The following is a 20,959-nucleotide window of genomic DNA, read 5'->3' as shown; positions in this document are numbered from 1 at the left end:
CGTGCGTGCAGCCCGACGGGCGTCACACGAGCGAGTCGCGCCAGGCCGCGTGCAGCTGGGCGAACCGGCCGGTCCCCGCGATGAGGTCCGCCGGGGTGCCGTCCTCGACGATCCGGCCGTGCTCCATCACGAGCACCCGGTGCGCGATCGCCACGGTCGACAGCCGGTGCGCGATGATCACCGCGGTCCGGTCGGCGAGCAGCGTCTCAAGCCCCTCCTGCACGAGCCGCTCGGACGGGATGTCGAGCGACGCGGTGGCCTCGTCGAGGATGAGCACCTTCGGGTCGGCGATGAACGCCCGGGCGAACGAGAGCAGCTGGCGCTGCCCGGCCGACACCCGGCCGCCGCGCTTGTTCACGTCGGTGTCGTACCCGTCCGGCAGCGCCATCACGAACTCGTGCGCGCCGACGGCCTTCGCCGCCCGCTCCACCTCGGCACGGGTCGCACCGGGCTTGCCGAGCGCGATGTTGTCCGCCACCGAGCCGGAGAACAGGTAGGCCTCCTGCGTGACCATGACGATCGCGCGGCGCATGTCCTTCGGGTCGAGGTCGCGCAGGTCGACGCCGTCGAGCCGCACCGCCCCGGCGGACGGGTCGTAGAACCGCGCCATCAGCTTGGCGAGCGTCGACTTCCCGGCACCGGTGGACCCGACGAGCGCGATGGTCTGCCCCGCCGGGATGTGCAGCGTGAACTCGGGCAGCACGACCTTGTCGGCGTTGTACGCGAACTCGACGCCGTCGAAGTCCATCCGCCCCGAGGCGTCCGGCAGCTTCGTCGGCTTCACCGGGTCCGGCACGGACGGCTGCTCCTCGAGGACGCCGGAGATCTTCTCCATCGCCGCCGAGGCCGACTGGTACCCGTTGTAGAACATCGCGAGCTCTTCGGCGGGGTCGAAGAACCGCTTGGCGTAGAGCGCGACGGCGAGCAGCGCCCCGATCTCGAGCGACCCGCCGACGACCCGGTAGCCGCCGACGATGACGACCGCCGCGAGGCACGCGTTGCCGATGAGCACCAGTCCGGGGTCGAACGTCCCGAACAGGTTGAACACCTTCGAGTTCGCCTGGCGGTACGTCTCGACGTAGCCGCCGTACTCGTCCTTGTTCCGCGACTCCTTCCGGAACGCCTGGACGGCCCGGATGCCGGTCATCGTCTCGACGAAGTGCACGATGACCCGCGCCGAGGTCGTGCGGGTGGCCCGGAACAGCGTCTGCGACCGCTTCTGGAACCACCGGGTCAGGAACCACAGCGGCACGAGCGACACGGCGAGCACGATCCCGGACGTCGGGTCGAGCACGACGAGCGCGATCGCCGTGAACACCATGTACAGCACGCCCTGGATGAGCTGGTTCAGCCCGGAGTCGAGCAGCTCGCGGATCGAGTCGAGGTCGCTCGTCTGGCGGGAGATGATCCGGCCGGACGTGTACGTCTCGTGGAACTCGAGCGAGAGCCGCTGCGTGTGCAGGAACACGCGCTTCCGCAGGTCGAGCAGGATCGCCTGGCTGATCCGCGCCGCGAGCACGGTGTACCAGGCGGTCAGCACCGCACCGACGACCGCGATCGTCACGTACAGCGCGACCACCACGAACGCCGGGGTCCAGTCGGACCGGTCGAGCACGGCGGGCAGGGCGTTGTCGATGCCCCACGCGACGAGCGCCGGGCCGGCCACCTGCCCCGCCGTCGAGACGACCACGACGACCGCGATGCCCCAGAGCCGTGCCTTCAGGGGCGCCGCGAGCGACCCGAGGAGCGCGAGCGAGCGTCGGCGCAGCCGCGCGCTCTCCGCCTTCGTGAAGTCGTTGCGCTCCTCGCCGCGCACCCCGTGCACCGTGATCGACGCGGTGACGGGGGCTGCTGCCTCGGCCGCCTGCGTGCCGGTGCCGGCGTGCGCGACCGGCACCGTGCCTCCCGGCTGGGGGTCGACCACCTGCGGGGTCGCACCCTGCGTGGGATCCGTCTGCTGGCTCATGCCATCGCCTCCTCTCGGGCGGGCGCATCGTCCTCGTCGAGCGAGGAGATGACGTAGCGGTAGTGCTCGTTGGTGGCCATCAGCTCCGAGTGGGTGCCGACGGCGGTGATCCGGCCGTTCTCCATGAGGGCCACGCGGTCGGCGAGGGTCACGGTGGACGGGCGGTGGGCGACGATGAGCGACGTGGTGTCCGCGAGGACCCGGCGGAGCCCGGCCTCGACCCGCGCCTCGGTGTCGACGTCGAGCGCCGACAACGGGTCGTCGAGCACGAGCACCGACGGCCGCGCCGCGATCGCCCGGGCCAGCGCCAGACGCTGCCGCTGACCGCCGGAGAGCGACAGGCCCTCTTCCCCGACGCGGGTGTCGACGCCCTCCGGGAGCTCGTCGACGAAGGACGCCTGCGCGATCTCGAGCGCCTCGCGCATGATCCGCTCCGCCTCGTCGCCGGACAGGTCCGGGCGACCGAGCAGGACGTTGTCCCGCACGCTCGTCGAGAAGAGCGTGGCGTCCTCGAACGCGACGCCGACGTGCCGCCGGAGTTCCTCCCTGGTGAGGTCGCGGATGTCGACGCCGTCGATCGTGATCGAGCCGCCGGTCACGTCGTAGAGCCGCGGCACGAGCGACAGGAGCGTGGTCTTGCCGCACCCGGTCAGGCCGACGAGCGCCATGGTCTCGCCCGGCTGGAGCTCCAGCTGGACGCCGTTCACCAGGTCCGGGAACTGCGCCGGCGAGTCCTGGTACCGGAAGTGCACGTCGTTGAACGACAGCGCCCCGTGCGGCTCGGCGACCGTCCGCGGGTGCTCCGGGTCCTGGATCGTGTTCTCGGAGTCCATCACCTCGAAGTACCGGTCGACCGCCGTGCGGGTGTCGAACGTCATCGAGAGCAGGAAGCCGATCGATTCGATCGGGAACCGCAGCACGGTCGCGGTCGCGAAGAACGCGAACAGTTGCCCCACGGTGAGCTCGCCCTGCGACGCGAGCCAGATGCCGGCGAGCAGGCAGAGCGCGAAGGCGACGTCCGGCACGAGGAGCAGCCAGAGCCACAGGCCCGCGATCGCCCGGGACTTCTCGATCTCGGTGCCGCGCAGCGCCTCGGCCTGCTCGGTGAACTCGTCGAGCTTCGACCGGCCCCGGCCGAACGCCTTGAGCACGCGGATGCCGTGCACCGACTGCTCGACGCTCGTCGCGAGGTCGCCGACCTGGTCCTGGGAGCGGCGCGTGATGATCGAGTAGCGGCGCTCGAACAGGATCGCGGTGACCCAGATCGGCACGCACGCGACGAGGAAGACCAGGCCGAGCAGCCAGCCGAAGCTGAACAGCACGACGAAGCCCACCACGATCGTGACGCTGTTCACGACGAGCAGCACCACGCCGAATGCCAGCCAGCGTCGGATGAGCGACAGGTCGGACACCGAGCGGGACAGCAGCTGCCCGGACTCCCAGCGGTCGTGGAACGCGACCGGCAGGTCCTGCAGCTTGTTGTACAGCGCGTTGCGCATGCTCGACTCGATCCGCGTCGAGGGACGCATCACCATCCGCCGACGGGCGGCGATGAAGAACGCCTCGAGCACGCCGAGCGCCAGGACGGCGAGCCCGGCGGGCAGGATGAGGTTCCGGTCGCCGCTCGAGAGCGGGCCGTCGACGAGCCCCTGCAGGACGTAGGGGATGGCGAGGGCCACGAGCGAGGCGCCCATCGCGACGGCCATGCCGCCGAGCAGGCGACCGCTGTGCGGTCGGACGTAGGGCCAGATGCGCGCGAGCGCGCGCAGCGTGGAGGGACGGTCGGTGGACGGGCGCGCCTGGTCTGGCGTCTTGGACATGGGTTGCGTCCTCGTGCGTCGTGCCGCGTCCGCCCGGTCTGGTCGCCGCTGCCGCCGACTGGTCACGTCGGTGGGTGGCGGTCCGGCCGGGAGGCACGGTGGGCGTTGCGTGGTGGTCGTCGGCCGGGCGCGTGGTCGCGCGCCGTCGCCGTCACGTCGCGTGACGTCGACCGGGCCGGAGGGCGCCGGGGGACGTAGTGGTCCCCCGGGTTCTCAGCGGGTGGTCCGTGCTCGCCGACGGCGGTCGTCGGGCACGGGGCCGTGGGAGGGGCCTGGCTAGACGGCGGCCGCGGCCGGGGTCCGTCGCGGCATGTGCGCGCGGTACCGGGGTCGCGGAGCGGGAGTGGTCCCCACGAGGGACACGAGACCCGTCCGGGCAGCCGTCGCCACTGTGCCGGTCGTCGTGTCCATCGTCACTCCAGTCGTCGTCTTCGTCACCGTTGTGTCCGCGCTGCCGCCGATCCGTCGGGGATCGTCAGCACCTGTTGCGGAGCCTTGCAGACTATTCCCGGGCGGACGTGTTGCGCAACGGATCCGAGGAAGATTCCTGTTGTTGGACGCGGTGTCGATTCCGTCCGAGCGGGTCGATCATCGCCGGTCGGCGTCGGTCGGCGTCGGTCAGCGTCGGTCAGCGCCGGTCGGCGTCGGTCAGTGGAAGAAGTGGCGCTCGCCCGTGAAGTACATGGTCACGCCGGCCGCCTGCGCCGCCGCGATCACCTCGGCGTCGCGGACGCTGCCGCCCGGCTGGGCGACCGCGCGGACCCCGGCGTCGAGCAGCACCTGCAGGCCGTCGGCGAACGGGAAGAAGGCGTCGGACGCGGCGACGCTCCCCGCGGCCCGCTCGCCAGCGCGCGTGACGGCCAGGTGGCAGGAGTCGACCCGGTTGACCTGGCCCATGCCGACGCCGACGCTCGCGCCGCGGTCGGCGAGCAGGATCCCGTTCGACTTCACCGCACGGCTGGCCTTCCACGCGAAGGCCAGGTCGGCGAGGGTCGCGTCGTCCGCCGGCTCCCCCGCGACGAGGTCCCACGTGGACTGGTCGAAGCCGGTGAAGCGGTCGGCGTCCTGCACGAGGAAGCCGCCGGAGATCTGCTTCACCTCGTGCTCGGCGAGCGCGAAGTCCGTCGGCAGCGTGAGCAGGCGGATGTTCTTCTTCTGCGACAGGATCTCGAGGGCCTCGGGGTCGAAGCCGGGGGCCACGACGACCTCGGTGAAGATGTCCTTGACCGTCTCGGCCATCTGCTTCGTCACCGGGCGGTTCGCCGCGATGACTCCACCGAACGCCGACAGCGGGTCGCAGGCGTGGGCCGCCGCGTGCGCCGAGGCGATCGGGTCGAGGGCGTCGGCCGGGGCGATCGCGATGCCGCACGGGTTCGCGTGCTTGATGATCGCGACGGCGGGGGTGTCGAAGTCGTACGCGGCCCGGACGGCGGCGTCGGCGTCGACGTAGTTGTTGTACGACATCTCCTTGCCGTGCAGCTGGGTCGCCTGGGCGATGCCCGTGCCGTCGGCGGTCGTGTACAGCGCGGCCGCCTGGTGGGCGTTCTCGCCGTAGCGGAGGGTCGCACGGAGCTCGGCCTGCAGCCGGAGCTCGTCGTCGAACGCGCCCGGGGTCGCGACGTCGCCGTCGACCGTCGGTGCCGCGGCCTGCTCGACCACGTCGGTCGCGAAGTACGACGCCACGGCGGTGTCGTACGCGGCGGTGTGGGCGAAGGCCTGCGCGGCGAGGCGCTTCCGGAGCTCGAGCGTCGTCCCCCCGGCGCGGACGGCCTCGACGACCTCGGCGTACGAGGACGGCGAGACGACGATCGCCACGTTCGGGTGGTTCTTCGCGGACGCCCGGACCATCGCGGGGCCGCCGATGTCGACGTTCTCGACGACCGTGGCCGCGTCGGCGCCCGAGGCCACCGTCTCGACGAACGGGTACAGGTTCACCACGACGAGCTCGAACGGCGCGATGCCGAGGTCCCCGAGCTGCCGCTCGTGCGACGCCAGGCGCAGGTCGGCGAGGAGTCCCGCGTGCACGGCCGGGTGCAGGGTCTTGACGCGGCCGTCGAGCGACTCCGGGAACCCGGTGACGCTCGACACGTCGGTCACGGCGTACCCGGCGTCGCGGATCGTCTGCGCGGTGCTGCCCGTCGAGACGAGCTCCACACCGGCGTCGGCGAGGGCCCCGGCGAGCTCGAGCAGGCCGCTCTTGTCGCTCACCGAGATCAGCGCGCGCCGCACGGGGACGACGTCGCGGTGGCGGTAGAGGCTGGGATCGGCGGCGTGCACGCTCATGCGCTCGGGGTGCCCTTCAGGTCGGTGGTGCCGTTGGCGATGTCGAGGATCGTCTGGATGAGGAGTCGGCGTTCGACCGGCTTGATGCGGTCGTGCAGCGTCGACTCGGTGTCGCCCGGCAGCACCGGGATGCGCTCCTGGGCGAGGATCGGCCCGGTGTCGACGCCGTCGTCGACCTGGATCACGCTCGCGCCGGTCTGGTCGACCCCGGCCGCGAGCGCGTCCCGGACGCCGTGCGCGCCGGGGAACTCGGGCAGGTACGCCGGGTGGGTGTTGATGATCGCGGGGGCGAACTCCGACACGACCTGGTACGGGAGCAGGCGCATGAGGCCGGACAGCACGAGCAGGTCGGGCGACCACGGGCGGATCTGGGCGGCGAGTTCGGCGCCCCAGTCCTCGCGCGTGGCGAAGCGGGAGAACGGGACCGTGAAGGTCGGGATGCCGAACTCCTCGCCGAGCCCCAGGCCCTCGGCGTCGCGGTCGGCCCCGATCGCGACGACGCGTGCGGGGTACTCGGCATCGGTGGTCGCCTGGAGCAGTGCCCGCAGGTTCGACCCGGTACCGGAGATCAGGACGACCAGTTCGAGCACGGGGACCAGCCTAGCGGCGGTGCGCGGCGGACTACGCGTCGTGCTTCGGACGGCGCCACCAGGGCAGCTCGTCCTCGGCGATCTGGTCGGTCGTGTCCCAGCGCGGAGGGCGGGCCGTCCGCGCCGGCTCCGCGGTGCCCTCGGATCCCGTGCCGTCCACGTCGGTGTCGGTCAGGTCGGTGTCGGTCAGGTCGGTGCCGGTGTCGTCGTGCCGGCCGGCGACGAACTCCTCGGTGCTCCACGGGAACGCGGGCTGCTGCTCGGTGCCCGGCGCGTGCGGGAGCGGTTCGTCCGCGGGGCCCCCGGGGCGGTCGGCGTCCGAACCCGTGACGCGGTCGCGCAGGTCCCCGGCACGGCTCCGGACGCCGTCGGCGGCGCCCCGGAGTCGGTCGCGCAGGCTGCTCACACCGCCGCGGGACGGCGCGGTCGCCCCGTGCGACGACGGAGCGGGCTCGATGCGCTCCGCCGCGACGGCGTCCGTGCGCGCCCAGGCCGGGAGCGGCACCGCGTCGGACTCCGGCTCGGGCTCCGGCGACGGCTCCCGTGACGGAGACGGGGCCGGTGCCGGCGAAGGCGTCGGCTCGTCCGCCGGTGCCGGTTCGTCGTGGATAGGCTCGGTCGGGTGGTCGTCCGCCGCGGCACGGGTGGCGGCGTCGTGCGCCTCGTGCACCACGAACCGGTGCGACTGCGTGGACCGTCCCGCGCCGGCGTCGTCGAGGGCCGCGAGGAGCGATCCGGCCCGCGCATCGTCAGCGGCGTCGGCAGCGGTCTCGTCCGCCGGGACGTCGTCGTCCGCCTCGTGCCAGCGCTCCCGGCCCCAGCCGCGCTCGGGCAGCCGGACGAGGTCGCTGCCGATCGCGAGCGCGACGACCGCGGGCACGCCGACCTCGAGGGCCGCGAACAACCCGACGACGAGTCCGTCCGGACCGGCCTGTGCGAGACGACCGGGCCCGAACGACCCGGCGGTCAGCCCGGTGGCCACGCCGGTCAGCACCCCGGCGACCACGCCGGTCGCCACCCCGGCGAGCGCCCGGTGCAGCGCGGAGTCGTCGGCGCCGAGCGCCCGCACGAGCCGCGGCCGGAGCAGACCGCCGACGACGAACCCGGCCACGACGGGCACGAGCACCCAGAGCAGACCGAAGGTGTGGCCGGCCGCGGGGAGCGCGCCGAACACGGGCAGGCCCGGGATCGGGCCGAGCACGGTGCCGATCGGCGAGACGCTCGAGCCGGTGCCGATCGCGAAGCCGGGTCCGACGAGCCACGCGGTGGCCCAGCCGACCAGGTCGGGCACGAAGGCGAGCTGCCCGACGGTCAGCGCGATGCCGCCGACGACCCCCGCGTGCGAGCGCTCGTACAGGGCGATGACGTCGGCGAACGAGGCGAGCAGGACCAGCCCGACCAGGAGCGCCGCGACGGCGACGACCACGGCGGTGGCGGCCGTGCCCGCGCGGAGCCCGAACCCGGCGAGCGTGCGCCACCGCCCGGGGATCCGCTCGACGAGCACGAGCACCCGACGGGCCAGGGGGTCCGCCGGCAGCCCGCGGCGCACGCGGCAGACCTCGGACGTCACGAGCGCGGGGACGGCGAACCACAGCGCGGGCAGCACGACGGCCTGCCAGACGGTGGGGTCGGTGGCCGCCGACCGTGAGGACAGTGCGACCGCGAGGCCGAGGGCCGCGACGACCCCGGTGCCGACGAGCAGGCCCGTCGTCCGGTGCTCGGTCTCGGCGAACCGTCGTCCGGCCCGACCGCCGAGCCAGGCGGTCACGACCGCGAACCCGAGCGCCGCGAGGGTCACGTGGATGGGGGCGGCGGCGCCGTCCACCCCGGACGCGCCGGCCACCGCGGAACCGAGCCGGAAGGTCACGTCGACACCGTGGCCGACGAGCCAGACGCTGCCGGTCGCCTTCCAGAAGACGTCCCAGTCGACCTGCAGGCCGTACTCGAATCCCCAGAGGAGCGTCAGCGGGACGAGCGCGATGCCGATGCCCACGCCGACCGTCACGATCGCCTCGACGGCGGCCAGCAGTGCGGTTCCCAGGCGGTTCATCCGGGCCAGGGTACGTGCCGCCCGGGCCGGCGCGGGCGAGCCGCGCGGCACCCGTGGACATCCACGCGACCACGGACGGACGGGCGCGCCCCGCTCAGCGGCAACGCGAAGCGTTGCGCGGGGCGCGCCGACCGAGCCTGCGAGGGAGGCGTGCGGGCCCGCACCGTGCCTCCCGTTGCGTCGTGGGGTCGGGTGACCGGACCGCCTACGAGGCGGCGACCACCTCGCGCAGCAGCGCGGCCGTCTCGGACGGCGTCTTGCCGACCTTCACGCCCGCGGCCTCGAGGGCCTGCTTCTTCGCCTCGGCCGTGCCCGCGGAACCGGACACGATGGCGCCCGCGTGTCCCATCGTCTTGCCCTCGGGCGCGGTGAAGCCCGCGACGTAGCCGACGACCGGCTTCGTGACGTGCGCCTTGATGTAGTCGGCCGCGCGCTCCTCGGCGTCGCCGCCGATCTCGCCGATCATCACGATCGCGGTGGTCTCCGGATCGGCCTCGAACGCGGCGAGCGCGTCGATGTGCGTCGTCCCGATGACCGGGTCGCCGCCGATGCCGATGGCGGTCGAGAAGCCCAGGTCACGCAGCTCGTACATCATCTGGTAGGTCAGGGTGCCGGACTTCGACACGAGGCCGATCGGGCCCTTGCCGGTGATCGTCGCCGGGGTGATGCCGACGAGCGACTCCCCGGGCGTGATGATGCCGGGGCAGTTCGGGCCGATGATGCGGGTCTTCCCGCCGAGGGCCTTCGCGTGCGCCCAGAACTCGGCGGAGTCCTGCACCGGGATGCCCTCGGTGATGACGACGACGAGGGGGATCTCGGCGTCGATGGCCTCCATCACGGCGTCCTTCGCGAACGCCGGGGGGACGAACACGATCGAGACGTCGGCACCGGTGGTGTCGATGGCCTCGCGCACCGAGCCGAACACGGGCAGCTCGACGTCGCCGTGCGTGACGGTCGTGCCGGCCTTGCGGGCGTTCACGCCGCCGACGACGTTCGTACCGGCCTTGAGCATGAGCGCGGTGTGCTTCGTGCCCTCACCGCCGGTGATGCCCTGGACGATGACCTTCGAGTCCTTGTTGAGGAAGATCGACATTGCTCTGGTGCTCCTTACGCCGCGGCCGCGGCGAGCTCGGCGGCCTGCTCGGCCGCATCGTCCATGGTCGCGGCGACGGTGACCAGCGGGTGCGCGGCCTCCGCCAGGATCCGACGGCCCTCGTCCACGTTGTTGCCGTCCAGGCGCACGACGAGCGGCTTGGTGGCCGCGTCGCCGAGGATGCCGAGCGCGGCGACGATGCCGTTCGCGACGGCGTCGCAGGCGGTGATGCCGCCGAAGACGTTCACGAACACGCTCTTGACCTGCGGGTCGCCGAGGATGACGTCGAGGCCGTTCGCCATGACCTCGGCCGAGGCGCCGCCGCCGATGTCGAGGAAGTTGGCGGGCTTCACGCCGCCGTGGCGCTCACCGGCGTAGGCGACGACGTCGAGCGTCGACATGACGAGCCCCGCGCCGTTGCCGATCACGCCGACCTGGCCGTCGAGCTTGACGTAGTTCAGGCCGTGGGCCTTCGCCTTGGCCTCGAGCGGGTCCTCGCTCGCGGTGTCCTCGAGCTGCGCGTGCTCCTGGTGCCGGAAGTCGGCGTTCTCGTCGAGCGAGACCTTGCCGTCGAGCGCCAGGATCTGGCCGTCGCCCGTGCGGACGAGGGGGTTGACCTCGACCAGGGTGGCGTCCTCGCCGGCGAAGACGTCGTAGAGCTGCACGAAGACGTCGGCGACCTGGTCCCGCAGCTCCGCCGGGAAGTTCGCCTGGCGGGCGATGTCGAGCGCGGCTTCCTTGTTGATCCCGGTCAGCGGGTTCACCTCGACGCGGGCGAGCGCCTCGGGCTTCTCGACCGCGAGCTGCTCGATCTCCATGCCGCCCTCGACGCTGACGAGGGACAGGTACGAGCGGTTCGCCCGGTCGAGCAGCACCGAGAAGTAGAACTCCTCGGCGATGTCGGCGCCCTGGGCGACCATCACGCGCTGGACGGTGTGGCCCTTGATGTCGAGGCCGAGGATCGCCTGCGCGTGCTCGTACGCCTCGTCCGGGGTCTTCGCGACCTTGACGCCGCCGGCCTTGCCGCGGCCGCCGACCTTCACCTGGGCCTTGACGACGACCACGCCGCCGATCTTCTCGGCCGCTGCCTTCGCCTCCTCAGGGGTGTCGGCGATGATGCCCTGCAGCACAGGGACGCCGTAGGACTCGAAGAGGTCCCTGGCCTGGTACTCGAAAAGATCCACGCTGTTCTTCTTCCCGCACGGTTCGTGCGATCGGCATCGGTCATCGGGTCGCGCACTCAACGTCGAGGGTCGCTCGATGTCGAGACAACGGCCGCGACCACCCTACTGCCGCAGCGTGGACGCCCGGTGCGCGGATCCGGATGGCCGCGACGCGCCACGCGGGGAGGACCTCCAGCCGCACCCGGGCACGGTGGGCCCGATGGACACCGCACTCCGTACCCGCGCCGCCGACGTCTTCGGCTGGGACCTCCGCGACGCCCAGGCCACGGTCATCGACGCCGTCCTGGCCGGCCGCGACGCCCTCGCCCTCATGCCGACCGGCTCGGGGAAGTCCGCGATCTACCAGGTCGCCGGGCTCGCGCTCGACGGGCTCGTGGTCGTGGTCTCGCCGCTCGTGGCGCTGCAGGAGGACCAGGTCGTCGGTCTGCAGCGGCACCCGGACGCCCCGCGTGCCGTGGCCGTGAACGCGACCAAGCGGGCCGCCGAGGTCGAGGACGCGTGGGACGCCATCGCCGCCGGGGACGTCCGCTACGTGTTCCTCGCGCCGGAGCAGCTCGCGAAGGACGACGTCGTCGAGCGACTGGCCGCGGCGGGCGTCTCCCTGCTCGCCGTCGACGAGGCGCACTGCGTGTCCTCGTGGGGACACGACTTCCGCCCCGCGTACCTGGCCCTCGGCGAGGCTGCGGAGCGCCTCGGCCGTCCGCCGGTCCTCGCCCTCACCGCGACGGGCTCGGCCCCGGTCCGCGAGGACGTCGTCGCGCGCCTCGGCATGCGCGACCCGCTCGTGCTGTCCGCCGGGTTCGACCGCCCGGGCATCCGCATCGAGGTCGAGCGCTACGCCGACGCCGACGAGAAGCGCGCGGCCGTGGTCGAGCAGGCCGCCGCGGCGACCGGCACCGGCATCGTCTACGTCGCGACCCGGAAGGAGACCGACGAGTACGCCGACGCCCTCCGTGCCCGCGGCAAGGACGCCCGGCCGTACCACGCGGGCATGCGCGTCCAGGACCGTGACGCCGTCCTGCACGCCTTCCACGACGGCGAGGTCGACGTGGTCGTCGCGACGAGCGCCTTCGGCATGGGCATCGACAAGCCGGACGTCCGGTTCGTGCTGCACGCCGACGTCGCCGAGTCCGTGGACGCGCACTACCAGGAGATCGGCCGTGCGGGACGGGACGGCGCCCCGGCGACGGCGACCCTGCACTACCGCGCCGAGGACCTGGGCCTCCGCCGGTTCTTCGCGACCGGCACCCCGAAGCCCGCGTCGCTCCGCGCCGTGTTCGACGCGGTCCCCGCGGACGGGTCGATCGCCCGGTCGGCCCTCGCCGACGCGTCCGGCCTGTCGACCCGGACCGCGGGCCGTGCGGTGAACACCCTCGTCGAGGCCGGCGTGCTCGACGACGGCGCCGACGGGATCACCCGCGCCGCGGACGCGCCGCACTCCGCCGCCGAGGCCGCGAAGCGTGCGACCACCCGCGCCGAGGAGCGCGAGCAGGTCGAGCAGTCCCGGATCGCGATGATGCGGCGGTTCGCCGAGACCACCGGCTGCCGCCGCCAGTTCCTGCTCGGCTACTTCGGCGGCGAGCTCGCCGAGCCGTGCGGGAACTGCGACACCTGCACGTCGGGCAGCGCCTACGAGCAGGGGGCGCACGGCGCCGAAGGTGCGCACGACGACGTCTGGCCGCCGGAGTCGGCGGTCGAGCACGCGCAGTGGGGCCACGGCACCGTGATGAGCACCGAGGACGACCGGGTGACCGTCTTCTTCGAGTCGGCCGGGTACAAGACGCTGGCCCTGGCCGACGTCGAGGAGCGGCACCTGCTCGAGCGGGTCTGAACCCGGGACACCGAGCACAGGGGGAAGGCGCGGTCGCTCGACCACCCGTCGGCGACCGCGCTCCACTCCCCCGAGCACGGCGAGTGTGCCCCGCGTCCGTGTCCCGCAGGTGTCCGCCGGGTGAACGCGACGCGAAGCCGGGCCGGGAGTGCGCATCCCGGACGCCCCGTCAGGCGCCCGGCGTACACCGGAGGACCACCGAACGCGCCCGATCGGGCGAACGACAAGGAGCCACCATGAGCGACCCCGGCATCAGCCCCGTCGACGACTTCGACGCCCAGGAGCGCCGCGCCGACGACGTGGACCGCGAGCACGTCGGGCCGTACGAGGTCGACGAGTCCGAGGAGTCCCTGGAGACCGTCACGAACGACGCGGTCGCGGGCGAGACCGTCGAGCCGCAGGTCGGCGACGGCTCGGACGACGGCCCCACCGGCGGCGCCCCGCGCGAGGGCTCCCCGGACCTCTGGGAGCACGACGAGGACGAGGACCGTCCGGACCTCGGCGGCGACCTCGGCACGAAGCCGCTCTGACGCAGCACGGCACCGACGGAGCACGGGACGGTAGGTTGCCGCCCGTGCTCCGTCGTGTCCGTGGCGCCGTCCGCCGCGTCCCTGCGGTCGCGAGGCTGCTCGCCCTCGCCGCGCTCCTGCTGGTGGCCGCCGGCGCGCACACGCTCGTCCGCGGTGACGGCCCGGCCACGTGGGTGGCGCTCGCCGTCGCCGGGATCGTGATCGCCGTCGTGACCGGTTGCCCGACCCGCGCCTGGCCGCTCCCCGCCATCTGGCTCGTCGCCGGCGTGCTCGCAGGAACCACGCTCGCCGCCACCGTGTCCGCTTCCGGCACCGGCGACACCGTCGCCGGCCGCGTCACCGCAGCAGCGATCGCCGGTGGCGTCGGTCTCGTCGCCGCCGTCCTCCTGGACGTGGTCCCGGTACTGCGGGCGCGCGGGAGCGGGTCCGCGACGTGACCGGTCGACGGCCTGGAGGCACGGCGCACGACCGGTGGCGTGCCTCCCGTCCGACAACCGGCCGGGTCGCGGACCGTGCCCTACGGGACTGGCTGGCCGACAGCACGCCCGTCGCGGCCGGCGGCCGCGCCATCCTGCTGCAGATCGCGGACCCGGTCGTCGCGGCGGGGGTCCGACGGCACTCCGACTTCGCGCGGCGACCGCAGCAGCGGCTCGCCCACACCCTGATGTTCGTATACGCCGTCGTGATCGGCACAGACGCCGACGCCGCCGTGGCGACCGCCTTCGTCGAGCACGCGCACCGGCCCGTCGCCGGCGCGGACGACGTCGAGCGGCAGCTGTGGGTCGCGGCGACCCTCTTCGACTCCGCCCGCCGCGCCCACGAACTGTTCGGCGACCCGCTCGGTCCGGACCGGGCCGAGGACGTGCTCGCGGCCTACGCGCCGATCGCGACCGCGTTGCGGGTGCCAGCCGCGGACTGGTTCCGCGACGTCGCCGACTTCGACCGGTACTGGGCCGCGACGCTGCCGACGCTCACCGTCACCGACGACGCCAGGGGGATCGTCCGGGACCTGCTCCACCCGCGCTTCGCCCCCGCGTGGGTGCGGGCCGCGATGCCGCTCGTCCGGATCGTCACGGTCGGGATGCTGCCCGGAGCCCTGCGCACTGCGTACGGGTTCCCCTGGGGACCGCGCGAACAGCGGCGCTTCCGACGGGCCGTCCGGCTCGTCCGAGGTGTCCGCCGCGCGGTGCCGGCGGCGCTCCTGCGGCTCCCGGGGCCCCTGCTGCTGCGGGCGATGCACCGGACGGCCGCCCGGTACCGCGCGGTACGGTAGCGGGCATGCCGGCCGACCACTTCGCCATCACGGTCCCCCGGTCCTGGTTCGAGCTGCCCGTCGAACCGGACCGCCGCGACGACCGGATCAGCGCCCTCGTGCAGGAGCGGATCGTCGAGCACCGCGACCTGTGGGACCACCGGACCGAGATCGTCCGGGTGCTCCGCCGCTTCGCCCGGTCGGCGTGGGACAGCGGTGCACGGTACTGCGCGGCCTTCGCCGAGCCGAGCGAGGACGGCATCGTCTCCGGGGCACTCACCGTCAGCGTGCTCCCCGCACCCGCGGGGTCCGAGGACCCGCTCGGCAGCCTGACCGACCACGTGGCGGCACTCGGCGGTGCCGACGACGGCATGCACGTCGACGTGCACGACGTCCCCCGGGTCGGTCGGGTCCCGCGCGTGTGGGGTGTCTCGACCGTGCAGGCGCCGGACGACCGCGGCTCGTTCGACGTCGTGCTCATGCAGACCTTCGTGCCCGCGGACGGTCAGGTGGCGCTCGTGAGCGTGTCCTCGCCCGCGACCGACCTGGCCGAGCCGCTCCTGGAGCTGTTCGAGACCGTGACCGACACGTTCGAGCTCCTGGACTCCGCGACCGTCGGCGACCCTGGCCCCGGCGACGGCGACGGAGCCGTCTGATGCGGATCTGGCCGTTCCGCCGCCGGCGCCGGCGTCCCGCCGAGCCGGTCGTCGAGCACGTCACCGACGCCGACCTCGCCCGGATGGCCGACCGCGGCGAACTCGCCCGTGCCGTGCTCACACCCCCGCCGGCGCCGCGGGCCTCCGCCGACCGTGTCCGGGCGACCGTCGCACGCCTGCCGGAGCGCCCCCTCGGCGGTGCCGCCGCCGGGCGTGACGCCGGTCCCGCGCGGCAGCGGGCCGGCGCGGTCCTCGTGCTCGACGACGAACAGCGCGTGACGGTGTCCGGGACGGGGCTGATCGGCCGCGACCCCGCGAGCGCGCACCCCGACGGCGGACACGACCACGTCATCGCCCTCGCGGACCCCGAGCGGCTGCTGAGCCGGACGCACCTGGAGTTCGGGTTCGGCGCCGAGGGGTCCTTCTGGGTGCTCGACGCGGGGTCGGCGAACGGCGTCGAGCTCCGCCGCCCCGGGGTCCCGACGACCGTGCTGGCCCCGGCGCAGCGGACGGTCGTCGCGCCGGGGGACACCGTGGTGTTCGGCGGGCACACGCTGCGGGCGGAGCCGGTGGTGGGGCTGGTGGACGAGGCGCTGCGGGGCTGAAGTACCACCTGGCTCGCCGAACAGGAATCCGAGGAAGACTGATCCGGTGGCACGACGAGACACAGTGATCAGCAAGGCGATGTCGCACGCCCTCCGGCACGAGCCCGAGGCCTACGGCCTCGCGCTCGGGTCCGACGGCAGCGTGCCGCTCGACGACCTGGTGCGCGGACTCCAGGCCGCCAGGGTCGAGGTCACGGGTGACGACGTCCGCCGGGTCGTCGCGGAGTCGGACAAGCAGCGCTTCGTGATCGAGGGCGACCGGATCCGCGCGCAGTACGGACACTCCACCGACGAGCGGATCGTCAAGCCGTCGATCACCCCGCAGCCGGTGCTGTGGCACGCGACCTCGACCGACGCCGCGACCGCGATCCTCCGGGACGGCCTGCTGCCGATGGGGCGGCAGTACGCGCACCTCACCACCGATCAGGAGCTCGCGCTGCAGGCCGGGCGTCGGAAGGACCCGCACCCGGTGCTGCTGCGGATCGACGCCGCAGCGGCGCATGCCGCCGGGGTCGAGTTCGCCGAGGGCCACGACCGCGTGACCCTCGCCCTGGCCGTGCCCCCGACGTTCATCGAGGCCGTCGGCGCCTGAGCCGGCACCCGCCGGCCAGGCACGGGCCGACCGGCGCGGGCCGGTCAGGCCCGACCCGGCACCTGCACGAGCCGCAGCACCTGGTCGGCGTCGTTCAGCAGCGCCCGACCGACCACGCGGTCCTGCGTCACGAGGCTCTTCGAGAGCTTCGTGCCGATCAGGTCCCCGTCGACGGTGCTGAGCGGCGCGAGCAGCATCCCCCGCCGCGCCTTCTTCGCGTCGACCTGCCACCCGCGGAACCCGCTCGCCACGCCCTCGACGTCGCCGGCGATCACCAGGCCCACCGAGCGCCCGCGGTCGGAGTCCATCACGGCCCGGAAGACCGGCTCCGCGGGGCTCTCCTTGAGCGCCTCGGCGTCGTCCACGAGCAGGAGCGTGAACCGGTCCGCGGTCGCGTCGACGAGCGCCGACAGCCCCTCGGCGCCGATACCCGCGTCCGTCACGAGTGAGACGCCCGCGGTGCCGTCGAGTCCGCGCAGCGCGGAGTCCCGCGGCGTGACCGCGACGACCGCTCCGCCCGAGGCGAGCACGTGCTGCGCCATCGCCAGGAGCGCCGAGCTCTTGCCCGACCGCGCGCTGCCGCCGACGATGAAGACGGGGGTGTCCTGCACGAAGTCGTGCGTGAACAGCGTGAGCTCGTCCCCGCCGACGCCGAGCGCGACCCGACCGGGCACGGCGTGCTCCTCGGGCAGGTGCTGCAACGCGTCGTCGAGCGTGATCGACCGCGGCAGCACGTCGATCCGGAACGGCTTCGGCGTGCCCGGCTGCACGTGGCGCCGCACCTCGGCACCGACGTCGCGGAGCGCCGCGGCCTGGTCGCGTCCGCCGAGGCCGCCCGGCAGCACCGCGACCTGGGTCTCGGTCGCGGTCGCGTTCCGGAAGCCGCGGCCCGGTGGGATCTCCTCCGGCAGTTTCTTCCCGTTGATGCCCTCGTAGTTGTAGTCCCCGCGGTCGGCGAGCGCGAGGAGCAGCTTCCGCTCGACCTGGCTCGACATCCGCCCAGAGGTCAGGGTCCGGTCACCCGACACCAAGAGGTGCACGCCGACCCCGACGCCCTCGCGCAGCAGGGTCTGGACGGCGTCGTGCAGCGCCCCGTTCTCGGCGTCGCCCAGCGTCGCCGTGAAGCTCTCCCACTGGTCCAGGAACACGACGACGTGCGGCAGCGGGGTGGTGTGCTCGTCGGACCGCTGCTCGGCGATCGAGGAGTACCCGCCGGCGGCGAACGCAGCCTGCCGCTCCTGCACCGTGCGGAGCAGGATGCCGAGCAGCCGCGACACCCGCTCGGGCTCGTGCCGCTGCACGACGGCCCCGCAGTGCGGGAGCCCGGCGAGCGCGAGCAGCGCCCCGTTGCCGCAGTCGATGCCGTACATGTGGACGTCCCCGACGCCGAGTCGCAGTGCCATCGCGCCGGCCAGCGTCCGGAGGGTCTGGCTGCGGCCGGAGCGCGGCGACCCGATGACGAACAGGTGCCCGTCCTCGTCCAGGTCGAACACCGCGGGCCGCTGGCGCTGGTCCGCCGGGTGGTCCTCGATGCCCCAGGCCACGGCGAGCGGCCCGAGGTCGTCGGTCCCGACGGCCTCGACGTCGTCCAGACCGACGACGCCGGGGAGCGGGGGCAGCCAGGGCTTCCGCTGCGGGGGTGTGCCGATCGCACGCGTCGCCTCGCGGATGGTGCCGACGAGGACGCTCAGGTCGGTGACCTCCACGTCGGTCGCGGCGACCTCGACGGCGGCCGGACGCGGCGCCGGCTGGCTGAGCGACGAGAAGGTGAGCTCCCGGACCAACGCGGGGCGTGCCTCCAGGCTGTCGCTGCCGGGCCGCCGGCCGCCCACGCGACCGGACTGGAAGGGCAGCAGCGAGGCGGCGCCGAGCCGCACGTACGCGCGACCCGGCGTCGCCTTCGCGATCCGGGCGGCGTCGTTCGCGCCGATGACGTCCTGGCTCTCCGACTGGTCGGTGACCCGCAGGGCGATGCGCAGGTTGGTGTTCGCGCGGATCTCCGGGGACACGACGCCGCCGGGGCGCTGGGTCGCGAGGATCAGGTGGATGCCGAGCGACCGGCCGCGCTGGGCGATGTTCACCAGACCCTTCACGAAGTCCGGCAGCTCCCGGGCGAGCGAGGCGAACTCGTCGATGACGATGAGCAGCCGCGGCATGCTCGGCACCGCCTGGTCGGTACCCGCGCGCTTGGCCTGCAGGTCCTGGTAGTCCTCGAGGTCCTTGGCCCCGACCTCCGCGAGCGCGTGCTCCCGCGTCCGCAGCTCGGCGCCGAGCGACTCGAGCGCCCGCTCCACCTGGTGCGTGTCGAGGTCCGTGACCATGCCGACGGTGTGCGGCAGGTCCACGCAGTCCTTGAACGCGGCGCCGCCCTTGTAGTCGACGAGCACGAAGTTCATCTCGTCCGGCCGGTTCGCCACGGCGAGCGACGCGACGATGGTCTGCAGCAGCTCGGACTTGCCGGACCCGGTGGTCCCGGCGACCAGTCCGTGCGGCCCGTCGTTCCGCAGGTCGATCGCGAACGCGCCGTCGATCGACTCCCCCACGACGGCGGTCGTGCTGCGGCCGCCGAGGAGCCACCGCGCCTGCACGGCGTCGGACGTCGGCGGCTCGAGCCCGAGCACGTCGAGCAGCCGCGAGGACGACGGGATGGCGCCGTCCTCGACGTCCGGGCTCGCGTCGACGATCGGGGAGAGCGAGCGGGCGACCCACTCGAGCCAGTCCTGGTCGACCAGGTCGGGTCGGGCGTCGTCGATGCGCTCGGTGCGCTGCTGGGTGACCCGGAGCCGGTCGTCGTGTACGACCACGACGGCGTCGCACTCCTCGGGCAGCAGTCGTTCGTCCAGGTCGAGGCACACGCTGAACACGCCGACGGCCGGCCCCTCCTTGAGCACCTGCACGAGCGACGGCATCGCGCGGAGGCGACGCGCCCCGTCCATCACGACGACCACCTCGTCGGCCGGCGGGGTCTTCTTCCCGATGCCGGCCTCCTTCCGCGCCTCGATCAGGGCGACGAGCTCGGCGATCGCGCGTGCGGTCGACGCGGCGTCGGTCGCGATGCTCGTCATGGGCTGGTCGGCGCCGGTGCGGCGCACGTGCGGCAGCCACGACATCCACTCCCACAGCGCCGTGCGGGTGCTGTCCGTCAGGAGCGTGAAGGAGACGTCCTTCGGACTCTGCAGGGTCGCCAGCTGCGCGACGACCCAGTTCGCGAGACGACGGGCGTCGTCGTCGGGTCCGGCGATGCCGATCACGCCCCGTTCGGCGAGCCGGATCCGGACCGGCACGTCGGCCGCGTCCCAGGCGACGGTCCGCTTGTGGGAGAGCTGCTCCGGGTCCTCGATGGTCACCTCGGACCGCTGGGTCGCGGTCCCGACGCGCACCAGCAGGTGGTCGGGGTCGGTGCGCCGCCGCTCCCACAGACGGGGCAGCGGCGTGATCGCGGTGTCGTAGACCACGGCCGGGTCGGGGGCGCTCGCGATCCAGCGCGCGCGTTCGGACTGGAGGCTCTCGGTCGCGTCCGCCTCGATCCTCGCCTTGGTGTCCTCGTACTCCGCGACGCGCTGCCGGTACGTCTTCTTCCCCTGCCGACGGCCCTGCAGCCCCGTGATGATCATCAGGATCGGCGAGAGCAGCGCGATGAGCAGGTAGATCCAGCGGCCCGTGGTGGACACGAACATGACCGCCATGCCCATCGGGGCGAGCGCCATCAGGATCGGCAGCGCCCGGGCCGGCGGCTCGGTCGGCGGTGCCGGCAGCTGGTAGCGGGTGTGCTCGTCCGGGGGAAGGAGCCGGGGCGGGCGGTTGTACTCGAGCGCCGAGCCGTCGTCGGAGAGCGACAGGTGCGCGCCGCGGTCCGCCGGTCGGGCGACGCCGAGGAGCACGCTGCCGACCGACAGCAGCGCGGACTCCGGCCACGCGACGTCCTCGGTCACGGGGACGCCGTCGAGCAGGGCCCCCGCGAACCCGTTCGCCGGGCGGACCCGGACACCGTCGGCCGCCACGGTCACCAGGAGCGCCACGGCGGGGACGGCGGCGGTGCCGTCGGCCTCGGCGACGGCGGCACCGGTCGCGCCGACCGGGACGCGGACGTGCGCGGACGGGTGGGTCCCGACGACCACGGTGCCGTTCGAGACGCGCACGGCGGTCCCGGCGTGCAGTCCGGACACGATCCTGACCTCGGCGTCGGTGAGCGGTCGGAGGGGTGCCGGCGGGACCTGCTCGGTGCTGCGGGACACGACGACGCCCGACCGGACGCCCGACTCGGCGACCGGGGCGCGCAGGTCGAGCGGCCGCTCGCCGACGAAGTACGTCGGGGTGCGGCCGGAGGTCGTGACGTCGGTCGCGATGAGCCGTTCGGCCTCGGCCACGACGTCGCCGACCGGTCGCGTGTCGTCGCCGTCGACGTAGACGTTCGCGGTCTGGCCGCTCTCCCGGTCGACCATCGTGAACGTGAAGGCCATGTCTTCCCCCGTAGCGTTGACTACACCTGGTGTCACGATGGTAATGT

General features: G+C 73.5%; 15 protein-coding genes. 7 read left to right on the top strand and 8 right to left on the bottom strand.

What is annotated here, in order from left to right; translation table 11 throughout:
* Positions 1 to 22 precede the first annotated feature (22 nt).
* The 7 genes from HUN59_RS02380 to sucC all read right to left on the bottom strand — a co-directional run bounded on the left by HUN59_RS02380 (position 23) and on the right by sucC (position 10,986).
* Complete coding sequence (locus HUN59_RS02380) at positions 23 to 1,831, bottom strand: ABC transporter ATP-binding protein (protein WP_231050814.1); 1,809 nt, start codon at positions 1,829 to 1,831, stop codon at positions 23 to 25.
* Between the two features lie 131 nt (positions 1,832 to 1,962).
* A complete protein-coding gene (locus tag HUN59_RS02375) occupies positions 1,963 to 3,786 on the bottom strand; it encodes an ABC transporter ATP-binding protein (RefSeq protein WP_174777390.1) in 1,824 nt (607 codons plus the stop codon).
* A gap of 648 nt (positions 3,787 to 4,434) precedes the next feature.
* Positions 4,435 to 6,069, bottom strand: a complete 1,635-nt coding sequence (gene purH, locus HUN59_RS02370) for a bifunctional phosphoribosylaminoimidazolecarboxamide formyltransferase/IMP cyclohydrolase (RefSeq protein ID WP_174777389.1) — start codon at positions 6,067 to 6,069, stop codon at positions 4,435 to 4,437.
* Positions 6,066 to 6,659, bottom strand: a complete 594-nt coding sequence (gene purN, locus HUN59_RS02365) for a phosphoribosylglycinamide formyltransferase (protein WP_174777388.1) — start codon at positions 6,657 to 6,659, stop codon at positions 6,066 to 6,068. Before purN ends, purH begins: the two co-directional genes overlap by 4 nt.
* 31 nt (positions 6,660 to 6,690) lie before the next feature.
* A complete protein-coding gene (locus HUN59_RS02360; protein WP_174777387.1) occupies positions 6,691 to 8,709 on the bottom strand; it encodes a cell division protein PerM in 2,019 nt (672 codons plus the stop codon).
* Positions 8,710 to 8,914: 205 nt separating this feature from the next.
* A complete protein-coding gene (gene sucD, locus HUN59_RS02355; RefSeq protein WP_174777386.1) occupies positions 8,915 to 9,802 on the bottom strand; it encodes a succinate--CoA ligase subunit alpha in 888 nt (295 codons plus the stop codon).
* A gap of 14 nt (positions 9,803 to 9,816) precedes the next feature.
* On the bottom strand, positions 9,817 to 10,986 hold the full coding sequence (gene sucC, locus HUN59_RS02350) for an ADP-forming succinate--CoA ligase subunit beta (RefSeq protein ID WP_174777385.1): 1,170 nt from the start codon (positions 10,984 to 10,986) through the stop codon (positions 9,817 to 9,819).
* Between the two features lie 199 nt (positions 10,987 to 11,185).
* Between sucC and HUN59_RS02345 the strand changes: the two genes are divergently transcribed.
* From HUN59_RS02345 to HUN59_RS02315, 7 genes are all read left to right on the top strand, one after another.
* Positions 11,186 to 12,817, top strand: a complete 1,632-nt coding sequence (locus HUN59_RS02345) for a RecQ family ATP-dependent DNA helicase (protein WP_174777384.1) — start codon at positions 11,186 to 11,188, stop codon at positions 12,815 to 12,817.
* A gap of 236 nt (positions 12,818 to 13,053) precedes the next feature.
* Positions 13,054 to 13,347 carry a hypothetical protein gene (locus HUN59_RS02340; RefSeq protein ID WP_058741266.1) on the top strand — a complete coding sequence of 98 codons (294 nt, stop codon included), beginning with the start codon at positions 13,054 to 13,056 and terminating at the stop codon, positions 13,345 to 13,347.
* Positions 13,348 to 13,391: 44 nt separating this feature from the next.
* A complete protein-coding gene (locus tag HUN59_RS02335) occupies positions 13,392 to 13,784 on the top strand; it encodes a hypothetical protein (RefSeq protein WP_174777383.1) in 393 nt (130 codons plus the stop codon).
* Positions 13,781 to 14,620, top strand: a complete 840-nt coding sequence (locus HUN59_RS02330) for an oxygenase MpaB family protein (protein WP_174777382.1) — start codon at positions 13,781 to 13,783, stop codon at positions 14,618 to 14,620. Before HUN59_RS02335 ends, HUN59_RS02330 begins: the two co-directional genes overlap by 4 nt.
* Before the next feature lie 5 nt (positions 14,621 to 14,625).
* On the top strand, positions 14,626 to 15,255 hold the full coding sequence (locus HUN59_RS02325; protein ID WP_174777381.1) for a hypothetical protein: 630 nt from the start codon (positions 14,626 to 14,628) through the stop codon (positions 15,253 to 15,255).
* The gene (locus tag HUN59_RS02320; RefSeq protein ID WP_174777380.1) at positions 15,255 to 15,860 is read left to right on the top strand and encodes an FHA domain-containing protein; all 606 of its coding nucleotides are present in this window, start codon (positions 15,255 to 15,257) and stop codon (positions 15,858 to 15,860) included. Before HUN59_RS02325 ends, HUN59_RS02320 begins: the two co-directional genes overlap by 1 nt.
* 46 nt (positions 15,861 to 15,906) lie before the next feature.
* Positions 15,907 to 16,452 carry an RNA 2'-phosphotransferase gene (locus HUN59_RS02315; RefSeq protein ID WP_217483607.1) on the top strand — a complete coding sequence of 182 codons (546 nt, stop codon included), beginning with the start codon at positions 15,907 to 15,909 and terminating at the stop codon, positions 16,450 to 16,452.
* Positions 16,453 to 16,496: 44 nt separating this feature from the next.
* Here HUN59_RS02315 and HUN59_RS02310 read toward each other — a convergent pair whose 3' ends face one another.
* On the bottom strand, positions 16,497 to 20,912 hold the full coding sequence (locus HUN59_RS02310) for an FtsK/SpoIIIE domain-containing protein (protein WP_174777379.1): 4,416 nt from the start codon (positions 20,910 to 20,912) through the stop codon (positions 16,497 to 16,499).
* Between the last annotated feature and the right edge of the window lie 47 nt (positions 20,913 to 20,959).

The organism is Curtobacterium sp. Csp2 (assembly GCF_013347165.1).
The sequence above is the reverse complement of the archived record's forward strand: the minus strand, read 5'-3'. Positions and strand labels throughout refer to the sequence as shown.